Source organism: Devosia sp., assembly GCF_041917035.1.
Lineage (GTDB): Bacteria > Pseudomonadota > Alphaproteobacteria > Rhizobiales > Devosiaceae > Devosia_A.
On record NZ_JAYRYM010000159.1, the window covers coordinates 1 to 8939 of the forward strand.

Annotated in this window: 15 protein-coding genes; 9 read left to right on the forward strand and 6 right to left on the reverse strand. The window is 67.2% G+C overall.

The annotated features are described in order from the left end of the window. The 4 genes from rpe to ACE3TU_RS15245 form a co-directional block, all read left to right on the forward strand. Window positions 1–634: ribulose-phosphate 3-epimerase (gene rpe / locus ACE3TU_RS15230; RefSeq protein ID WP_374625660.1), on the forward strand; the 634-nt coding region annotated here is incomplete at its 5' end. A gap of 34 nt (window positions 635–668) precedes the next feature. Further along, window positions 669–1991, forward strand: coding sequence for an adenylosuccinate lyase (purB, locus tag ACE3TU_RS15235; protein ID WP_374625662.1), 1323 nt, complete (start codon window positions 669–671; stop codon window positions 1989–1991). Continuing rightward, on the forward strand, window positions 1988–2416 hold the full coding sequence (locus ACE3TU_RS15240) for a GNAT family N-acetyltransferase (protein ID WP_374625664.1): 429 nt from the start codon (window positions 1988–1990) through the stop codon (window positions 2414–2416). The genes purB and ACE3TU_RS15240 overlap by 4 nt, the downstream gene beginning before the upstream one ends. Then, window positions 2413–2961 carry an RBBP9/YdeN family alpha/beta hydrolase gene (locus tag ACE3TU_RS15245; protein ID WP_374625667.1) on the forward strand — a complete coding sequence of 183 codons (549 nt, stop codon included), beginning with the start codon at window positions 2413–2415 and terminating at the stop codon, window positions 2959–2961. The genes ACE3TU_RS15240 and ACE3TU_RS15245 overlap by 4 nt, the downstream gene beginning before the upstream one ends. Before the next feature lie 37 nt (window positions 2962–2998). Here ACE3TU_RS15245 and ACE3TU_RS15250 read toward each other — a convergent pair whose 3' ends face one another. Next, window positions 2999–3322 carry a DUF1476 domain-containing protein gene (locus ACE3TU_RS15250; protein WP_374625669.1) on the reverse strand — a complete coding sequence of 108 codons (324 nt, stop codon included), beginning with the start codon at window positions 3320–3322 and terminating at the stop codon, window positions 2999–3001. Between the two features lie 249 nt (window positions 3323–3571). On the opposite strand from ACE3TU_RS15250, the gene purC reads away from it, so the two are divergent. The 5 genes from purC to ACE3TU_RS15275 all read left to right on the forward strand — a co-directional run bounded on the left by purC (window position 3572) and on the right by ACE3TU_RS15275 (window position 6297). Next, complete coding sequence (gene purC / locus ACE3TU_RS15255; RefSeq protein ID WP_374625670.1) at window positions 3572–4336, forward strand: phosphoribosylaminoimidazolesuccinocarboxamide synthase; 765 nt, start codon at window positions 3572–3574, stop codon at window positions 4334–4336. A gap of 43 nt (window positions 4337–4379) precedes the next feature. Continuing rightward, window positions 4380–4622 carry a phosphoribosylformylglycinamidine synthase subunit PurS gene (purS, locus tag ACE3TU_RS15260; protein ID WP_374625671.1) on the forward strand — a complete coding sequence of 81 codons (243 nt, stop codon included), beginning with the start codon at window positions 4380–4382 and terminating at the stop codon, window positions 4620–4622. Window positions 4623–4637: 15 nt separating this feature from the next. Beyond that, entirely contained in the window at window positions 4638–4769 is a 132-nt protein-coding gene (locus ACE3TU_RS15265; RefSeq protein ID WP_374625673.1) for a hypothetical protein, read from the forward strand. 111 nt (window positions 4770–4880) lie between these two features. Continuing rightward, window positions 4881–6083: a nucleotide disphospho-sugar-binding domain-containing protein gene (locus ACE3TU_RS15270; protein ID WP_374625675.1), complete on the forward strand. Its 1203-nt coding sequence runs from the start codon at window positions 4881–4883 to the stop codon at window positions 6081–6083. Between the two features lie 46 nt (window positions 6084–6129). Continuing rightward, on the forward strand, window positions 6130–6297 hold the full coding sequence (locus ACE3TU_RS15275; RefSeq protein WP_374625676.1) for a hypothetical protein: 168 nt from the start codon (window positions 6130–6132) through the stop codon (window positions 6295–6297). Window positions 6298–6325: 28 nt separating this feature from the next. On the opposite strand, the gene cobF is transcribed toward ACE3TU_RS15275, so the two are convergent. The 5 genes from cobF to ACE3TU_RS15300 all read right to left on the reverse strand — a co-directional run. Further along, entirely contained in the window at window positions 6326–7099 is a 774-nt protein-coding gene (gene cobF, locus ACE3TU_RS15280) for a precorrin-6A synthase (deacetylating) (RefSeq protein ID WP_374625678.1), read from the reverse strand. A 61-nt stretch (window positions 7100–7160) separates the two neighbouring features. After that, window positions 7161–7670 carry a transcriptional regulator gene (locus tag ACE3TU_RS15285; protein WP_374625680.1) on the reverse strand — a complete coding sequence of 170 codons (510 nt, stop codon included), beginning with the start codon at window positions 7668–7670 and terminating at the stop codon, window positions 7161–7163. 84 nt (window positions 7671–7754) lie between these two features. Beyond that, window positions 7755–8237, reverse strand: a complete 483-nt coding sequence (locus ACE3TU_RS15290; protein WP_374625682.1) for a glutathione peroxidase — start codon at window positions 8235–8237, stop codon at window positions 7755–7757. Between the two features lie 36 nt (window positions 8238–8273). Beyond that, a complete protein-coding gene (locus tag ACE3TU_RS15295) occupies window positions 8274–8450 on the reverse strand; it encodes a DUF4169 family protein (RefSeq protein ID WP_374625684.1) in 177 nt (58 codons plus the stop codon). Window positions 8451–8461: 11 nt separating this feature from the next. Further along, a partial coding sequence (locus tag ACE3TU_RS15300) for a GNAT family N-acetyltransferase (RefSeq protein ID WP_374625686.1) occupies window positions 8462–8939 on the reverse strand: 478 nt, incomplete at its 5' end.

Sequence of the window (8939 nt, forward strand, 5' to 3'; positions counted from 1 at the left end):
CGTCTCCCGGCTGGGCGAGGAGATCCGTGCCATCGACGCGGGCGGAGCGGACTACGTCCATGTCGATGTCATGGACGGTCACTTCGTTCCCAACCTCACCATCGGGCCGCTGGTGGTATCGGCGATCCGGCCGGTGACCGGCAGGCATATCGACGTGCACCTGATGATCGCCCCGGCCGATCCCTACATCCCGGCCTTTGCCAGGGCCGGCGCCGACACGATCACGGTGCATGCCGAGGCCGGACCCCACCTGCATCGCTCGCTGCAGGCGATCCGGGCGGAAGGCAAACGGGCCGGCGTGGCGATCAACCCGGCGACCCCATTGTCAGCGCTCGAACATGTCATCGCCGATGTCGATCTGCTGCTGATCATGAGCGTCAACCCGGGGTTCGGGGGACAGGGCTTCATCGCGGAGAGCCTCGCCAAGATTCGCCAGGCCCGGGCGCTGATCGGCGGCCGCCCGATCGACCTCGAAGTCGACGGCGGCGTTACCATCGACAACATCCGAGACCTGGCGCTGGCCGGTGCCGACGTGTTCGTGGCCGGCACATCCGTGTTCAAGGGGAATGACCCACGTACCTATGCGGGGCGTATCGCCGCGCTCCGCAACGCTGCCACGACCGTCCACGCGTAATTCGCCTGTTACGCGAACCGAAAGCTGCAAGCCCATGATCCCGCGCTACTCCCGCCCCGATATGGTTGCCATCTGGTCTGCCGAGACCAAGTTCCGCATCTGGTTCGAAATCGAAGCTCACGCGACGACGGCCCTGGCGCAGCTCGGCGTGGTGCCGCAGGAAGCGGCGGACGCCATCTGGGCCAAGGGGAACGAGGCCAATTTCGACATCGAGCGGATCGACGAGATCGAGCGCACCACCAAGCACGACGTCATCGCCTTCCTGACCCATGTTGCCGAGATCGTCGGCCCGGAGGCGCGCTTCCTGCACCAGGGCATGACATCGTCGGACGTGCTCGATACCTGCCTCGCGGTGCAACTGGCGCGGGCCACGGACCTGCTGGTCGATGACCTCGACCGGCTGCTCAGCGCACTGGCGCGCCGCGCCAAGGAACACAAGTACACCATCACCATCGGGCGCAGCCACGGCATCCATGCCGAGCCGACCACCTTCGGGCTCAAGCTGGCGCAGGCCCACGCCGAGTTCCAGCGGGCGCGAACGCGGCTGCTGGCGGCACGCCACGAGATCGCGACCTGCGCGATCTCGGGCGCCATCGGCACGTTCGCCAATATCGACCCGCGGGTCGAGGCCTACGTGGCGGACAAGCTCGGCCTGAGCGTCGAGCCGATCTCGACGCAGGTGATCCCGCGCGACCGGCATGCGATGTACTTCGCCACCCTCGGGGTCGTGGCCTCTTCGATCGAACGGCTGGCCACCGAAGTGCGGCACCTGCAGCGCACAGAAGTGCTCGAGGCCGAGGAGTTCTTCTCGCCCGGACAGAAGGGCTCGTCGGCGATGCCGCACAAGCGCAACCCGGTGCTGAGCGAGAACCTCACCGGCCTCGCCCGGCTGGTGCGCGGCATGGTCACCCCGGCGCTGGAGAACGTGGCGCTCTGGCACGAGCGCGACATCTCGCACTCCTCGGTCGAGCGGATGATCGGGCCGGACGCCACGGTGACGCTGGACTTCGCGCTCAACCGGCTGGTCGGGCTGGTCGAGAACGTCGTGGTCTATCCGGCCAACATGAAGCGCAATCTCGACCTGCTGGGCGGACTGCACAACTCGCAGCGCGTGCTGCTGGCGCTGACGCAGGCCGGACTGAGCCGCGAGGACGCCTACGCGGCGGTGCAGCGCAACGCCATGCAGGTCTGGCAGGCGCGCGGCGATCGCGCCGGCATGTTCGCGGCGTTGCTGAAGGCCGACGCCGAGGTCTCCACCAGGCTCTCGGCCGAGGAGATCGACGCCATGTTCGACGATTTCTACCATCTCAAGCATGTCGACGCGATCTTCGAGCGCGTGTTCGGGCCGGTACCGTGAGCATCGTGCTTGCCGAAGAACCCGGGCTGAGCGTCGACGACTACGTCTCGGTGGTCGGAGAGACCAGCCTCGGGCCGAACCGGCCGCTCGGCGACAGGGCCCGCATCGGCCAGATGCTCGCCAACTCCAACATGATCGTCACGGCCCGCGCCGATGGCCGCTGCGTGGGACTGGCGCGTGGCCTCACCGACTTTGCCTGGGTGTGCTTCGTCAGCGACCTGGCGGTGAGGGAGTCGGCGCAACGCCATGGCGTCGGGACCGCGCTCCTCGAGAAGCTGCGCGAGGTGCTGGGCGACCGGGTGGCCATCAGCCTCAATGCAGCGCACGAAGCCGTCGCCTATTACGACCGGATAGGGGCCCGCCTGGGGCTCAGGGCCAACCCGACCGCCTACTACTGGCCGCGGCGGACCGGAGTGGGCGGATGAGACTGGCGGACGCCGAAATCCTCATCCTGCCCGGACTCGGCAACTCCGGTCCGGGGCACTGGCAGCGCCGGTGGGCCGAGCGATTCTCGACCGGGCGCATCGTCGAACAGGACGAGTGGGACGATCCCGACCTGAGGGACTGGACGGCGACCCTGATCGAGGCGGTCGAACTGGCCAGTCGGCCGGTGGTGCTGGTGGCGCATTCGCTGGCCGTCTCTGCGGTCGTGCACGCGGCGCCGCGGCTGCCGCCGGGCAGAGTCCGCGGCGCGTTCCTCGTTTCGCCACCGGACCACGAAGGCGCGGCGATTCCGCGACAGGCGGCGAGCTTCGGCAACGTACCGCTCGACCCCCTGCCGTTTCCGTCGCTGCTGGTTGCCTCGACCAATGACGAACTGCTGTCGCCCGGCCGCGCGGCGGACATGGCTGCGGGATGGGGATCGGAATTGCACTTCGCCGGAGAGGCGGGCCACATCAACGTCGCGTCGGGCCACGGTCCGTGGCCCGAGGGATTGCTGATGTTCACCAGGCTGATGCAGCGGATCTGATCGCGGGCGTGGCCGGGAACGGCGCGGCCCGCCGGACTCAACCCTCGGTGAGTACCTGCTCGCGGGCAATGGCGACCAGCTCGGCCATCTTCCTGCGAATCATGTCGTCGGAGATCGAGCCGCCCCTGGCCTTGATATCGGCCGAGATCTTGCGGAACACGTCCTCGTCGCCGGCTTCCTCGAAATCGGCGGCCACCACTTCGGCCGCATATTCCTTGGCGTGCTCGGCGCTCAGCCCCATGTGTTCGGCGGCCCACAGCCCGAGCAGCTTGTTGCGGCGGGCCTCGGCCCGGAACCGCAACTCCGAGTCATGGGCGAACTTGGCTTCCTGGCCCTTCTCGCGATCGTCGAACGTCGACATTGTGCTCTCCGCGTTTCTCGCCCGCTGAAGGGCGCCCTCGTTGCGTCTGCACATAGGATGGATAGGGGGGCAAATCAACGGGCTCCGCCGCGCGTCAAAACGTCAATGCAATCAAGCCGTGCGGGACGACAGTGCCGGCGGGGCCGGTGCGAGGCGATGCCGGTGCGGCGAAAGGGCTTGCATAACGCGTCGCTTCTGGCGCATGAACGCCCCAATTCCCCACCCCACCGAGCACATGGCAGATTGCATATGAACCGTCGCCGGAAGATCTATGACGGCAAGGCCAAGACCCTGTACGAGGGACCGGAGCCCGGGACGCTGATCCAGTACTTCAAGGACGACGCCACCGCCGGCAACGGCGCCAAGCACGAGGTCATCGACGGCAAGGGCGTCCTCAACAACCGCATTTCCGAGTTCATCTTCACCAAGCTCAACGGGCTCGGCATCCCGACGCACTTCATCCGTCGGCTGAACATGCGCGAGCAGCTGATCAAGGAAGTCGAGATCATCCCGCTCGAGGTGGTGGTGCGCAATGTCGCCGCGGGATCGCTGGTCAAGCGCCTCGGGCTCGAGCCGGGCACGCAGCTGCCGCGCTCGATCATCGAGTTCTACTACAAGGACGATGCACTCAACGACCCGATGGTGTCGGAAGAGCACATCACCGCCTTCGGCTGGGCCACGCCGCAGGAACTGGACGACATCATGGCGCTCGCCATCCGCGTCAACGACTTCCTCACCGGGCTGTTCATGGGCGTCGGCATCCAGCTGGTCGACTTCAAGATCGAGTGCGGCCGGCTCTATGACGGCGACCTGATGCGCATCGTGCTCGCCGACGAGATCTCGCCGGACAATTGCCGGCTGTGGGACATCAAGACCCGCAACAAGCTCGACAAGGACCGCTTCCGCGAGAACCTCGGCGGCCTCGTCGACGCCTATCGCGAAGTGGCACAGCGGCTCGGTATTCTGGTGGAAACCGACAACGCGTTGACCACCGGGCCGCGACTCGTGCAATGAGCCTTCGGCGGGGCCGGCTGCCCCGCTTCTTTCGGAAAGTACGATGAAAGCGCGCGTCACCGTCACGCTCAAGCCCGGGGTGCTCGACCCTCAGGGGCAGGCCATCCAGGGCTCGCTCAAGAGCCTGGGCTTTGCCGGTGTCGGCACCGTGCGGCAGGGCAAGGTCTTCGACCTCGACCTCGGCGCCGCCGAGGCGACCGGGGCCGAAGCGGATGTGCGCGCGATGTGCGAGAAGCTGCTCGCCAACACTGTCATCGAGAACTATTCGATCGAAATCACGCCTTAACACTCACGGGATATGGTGCGGGCCGCTCGCGTAACTGAGCCTGTACCAGCAAAGACCACTCCGATGCTCAAGACGTTCTCGCTCTCCGTCGCCTTCTTCGTCACGCTCGGCCTGCTGTTCGCGGCCTATGCCTCGGTTCCGGTCTGATCCCGCCTTCCTTCTCGTCGCCGCTGACGCGCGCAGTCCCCGGACCACGGTTCGAGGGGTGACAAGTCGTCGCGCCGCGGCGTAGGGTCATCCCGTTCGGCCGGGGGGCGCATGAAGAAGATCGTCGTTCTCAGCATGCCTGCCTATGGGCACCTGCTGCCCATGCTCGGTCCGATCGCCGAACTGGTGCGGCGCGGGCATGACGTGGTCGCGTACAGCTCGCCGGAGTTCGAAAAGCTGATCCGCGCCACCGGCGCCGGCTTCGTCGCCTACCCGAGGGCGCTCGACGCGATGGAGTTCGCCCAGACGCTGAAATCGGGCAACCTGATCGCCGCGTTCGAAAAGCTGCTCGGCGCGACCCCAGTGCTGACCGACTTCGTGCTCGAGCGGCTGCCGCAGGAACACGCCAACGTCGTGGTGTTCGATTCCTCGGCGTTCTGGGGCTATATCGCGGTGCACAAGCTCAAGCTGCCGAACGTTTCGGACTCGCCGATCTTCGCATTCGAGCTGATGCGCAACCTGGTCAGCTGGCGCGAATTGTGGGGGCATACCCGGAACTTCGTGCCGCGGCTCTTCCGGCTCGCCGCGCTGATCGCCCCGCTGTTCCGCTACGGCATCGGCAACCTGCCGCGTGCGGTGCCGATGGTGCCGCTGCGGGGCGAGCGCACGATTATGCTGACCAGCCGCGAACTGCACCCCCCGACCAACCTCGTCAAAGACCCGAGCTTCGTATTTCCGGGCGCCTCGATAGATGCCCGGACGCGCCCCGATCCCTTCGACTTCGCGCGCCTCGACGGGCGGCCGGTGATCCTCATCTCGATGGGAACGGTACAGTTCCTCAACGACCGCTTCTTCCGCCTGTGCATGGATACATTCGCCGACTTTCCGGCGCAGTTCCTGCTGGCGGCCGGTCCGGGCAGCGACGTCACCCGGTTCGGGCCGATCCCCGACAACTTCATCGTGCAGCAGACATTTCCGCAGATGCCGGTGCTGGAGCGTGCGGCGCTGTTCATCACCCATTGCGGCCTCGGGAGCGTCCACGAGACGCTGTGGAACGGCGTACCGTTCGTTGCCGTGCCGCAGCACTTCGAACAGTTGCGCAATGCGCTGGCGGCCGAGCGGCACGGCGCCGGCATCATCCTCGACGACGAGTGCTTCGGCCGGCGGATCGAAGGCCCGCAGTTGAGGGCCACCGTGGAGAAGGTGCTGGCGGACCCCGTCTATCGGCAGAATGCGCTGCGCATCGGGGAGACCCTGAAGTCGGCCGGCGGCTACCAGAAGGTCGCCGACGTGATCGAGTCCGTCGCTCGCTGAGCGGTTCGGTTCAGACTCCGTTCAGCCCTGCGGGTGCATTGGAACCATGCGCAGAAACGGCGTATCGCCGGACTGCGAAGCACCCTATCCACTCCGCTCCGGCACGACCGCCGACCTCGAACACACAAGCATGCTCAAGACCTTTTCCTTCTCCGCCCTGCTCTTCATGACCCTCGGCGTCATCGCCGCCACCCACGCGGGCCTGCCGTTCTAGTCCGGGACGCCGGACGGGTTGCCATTGCCTAGGTTTCGCCGTCGACCGCCGACCCGGTGCGCCGCCGAAGCAGGTAGATGTCCATGATCCAGCCATGCCGCGCGCGCGCCTCGGCCCGTACCGTCTCGATCCGGGCGGCGACGTCGGCCAGCCGGCCCGAGATGAGGATCTCGTCCCCGGTACCCAGGTAGGCCCCCCAGAAGATGTCGTAGGCCTCCCCGTCGACGGACCTGAAGGCGAGCCGTCCGTCGACCATCACCACGACGTCGCCTTCGGGGGGGCGCTCGGAAAGCCGCCGTCCGGTGGTGACCGTCACCGGCTCGGCGACGCGGTTCAGCGTCGTCGCATGTGCGGCCGTCAGCGCATGCAGGCTGCTGATGCCGGGGATCACCTCGATGTCGAAGGCGAGGCCGGCCGCCCTGACCAGTTCCAGGATGCGCAGCGTGCCGTCGTAGAGCGAGGGATCGCCCCAGACCAGCAGGGCGCCGACGCCAGCCTCGCCGAGCCTGCCGGCGAACAGCTCCGCATAGAGGGCGGCGGTCTCCCGGTACCAGTCCCCCACCCCGCCGGTGTAGGACGGGTGGCCCGCATCGCGGACCGGCAGATCGAATTCGACGGTCCTCGAGCGAGGATCGGTCAGGTAGCGGGCGATGATTTCGCGTCTGAGGTCAGCGAGTTCCGCCTTGTCCTCCCCCTTCCGCGGCAGGAACAGCACATCGGCGCTGTTCAGCGCATTGATCGCCTGAACGGTGATGTGCTCGGGATTTCCGGCTCCTATGCCGACGACACGGATCTTGCGCATGGGTCAGCTATAGAGGCACGAGGAGCAAAGCAACAGGCCGGGACCAGCCGGGGCGCCGCTCTCAGGGCCGCGCGCAGAGCCGCCGCACCGCCAGCCAGATCTCGCGCTCGCGACGGGCATCGGCAAGGGCCCGGTGCGCCACCGGGATGCGCTCGACCTCCCGCCTCGCGACAGCAATCGTGTCGGCCGCTTCGCCCGGTGCATCATGCGCCGCCTCGAGAAAGGCGACCTCGGTATCCGTGAGGCGCACAAGGTGGCGCGGCCTGCCGGCGGCGCGGAGCAGCATGCTCAGCCAATGCCCGTCCCACGACGGGGCGCTGGCGAAGACCCGGTTGTCATCGAACAGCCGCACCACCCGCTCGCAGACGATCCCGACCGGCACGCCCTCGCTGGCGAGTTGCTCGCGGCTGATTCGGTGTGTCGCCTCGGCGGCGGCGTCCCACTCGATCCAGTCCGGCGCGGGACGGATCAGACAAGACTCCCCGCGCCCGTCCTCGAACACCCAGCCGACCTCGATGGGGTAGCTGACCTTGCTCAGCGAGGAGGCTTCGAAATCGAGGAACACGAGCATCGCGGAAGGCTAGCGCGTTCCGCCCCCGGTCACCAGCCGCCGCATCCGCGGGCGGGATCGCGACGCCTGCCGGTCGCAACCTGCCTAGCCCAGGAGCGACTCGATCGGCGCCCGCAACTCCGCAGGTTCGGTGGCGCTGGCGAAGCGTCTGACGCCGCCGCCGCTGCGATCGACCAGGAACTTGGTGAAGTTCCACTTGACGGCCTGCACGCCGAGCAGCCCCGGCGCCTTGCGCTTCAGCCACTGGAAGAGCGGGTGCGCCCCGCGACCGTTGACCACCACCTTGCCGAACATCGGAAAGCTGACGTGGTAGTTGAGATCGCAGAACGCGGCGATCTCGGCCTCGGTACCGGGCTCCTGCTCGCCGAACTGATTGCAGGGAAAGCCCAGCACCGCGAAACCGCGGTCGCGATAGTCGCGGTAGAGCTGCTCGAGCCCGGCATATTGCGGGGTGTAGCCACACCGGCTGGCGACATTGACCACCAGGATGACCTGTCCACGCCAGGTCGAGAGCGGCTGCTCGCGCCCATTCAGCATGGGCGCGTTGAAATCGGAGATCAGTGACAAGGGGATGGGACTCCTGGCGGGACAGACGGCCCTGCCCTAGTCGCCGCGTCTGTCGCCGTCCAGTCGTTTTTCCGCGAGCGCCTTCAGTGCCGCCTCGCGCTGCCTTTCGGCCTTGGTGCGACCGAAACGGATGCGGTTCTCCGCGGCAGCCTGTTCCTTGTCGGCGCGCGCCTTGGCCTTGCGGGCCCTGGACAGTGAGAGGATTTCGGCCATGGGTCCTCCGGTCAGGCGGGGCGGGGCAACTTCAGGTAGACACTGTCGCACCATTCGCCCGCCACATGGAAGGTGCGTTCCGCCCGCCCGGTCTCGGCGAAGCCGAGCCTGTCGAGCAGCCGCAGCGAGGCGAGGTTGCGGGGGTCCACGTCCGCGGTGATGCCATCGACCGGGTACGCACCGAAGGCATAGGTCAGGAACGCCCTGGCGGCCTCGGATGCCACCCCGAGTCCCCAGACGTCCGGATGCAGAATGAAGCCGAACTCGGGCATGTTCCAGATGCCGATATTGCCGACCGCGCGCCCGTCGAGCTCGATGATCCACTCGTCGCGCTCAGGGTCGCCGCTGAAGAACTGCGCCTGGAACCAGGGCGCGGTCACCGCCATCGACTCATGCGGCGGCGTGGACCAGTAGCGCATCGCCGCCGGCGACGACATGAAGGCATGGACCGCCGGGAGATCGGCAGCGACAGCGCGCCGCAGCACCAAC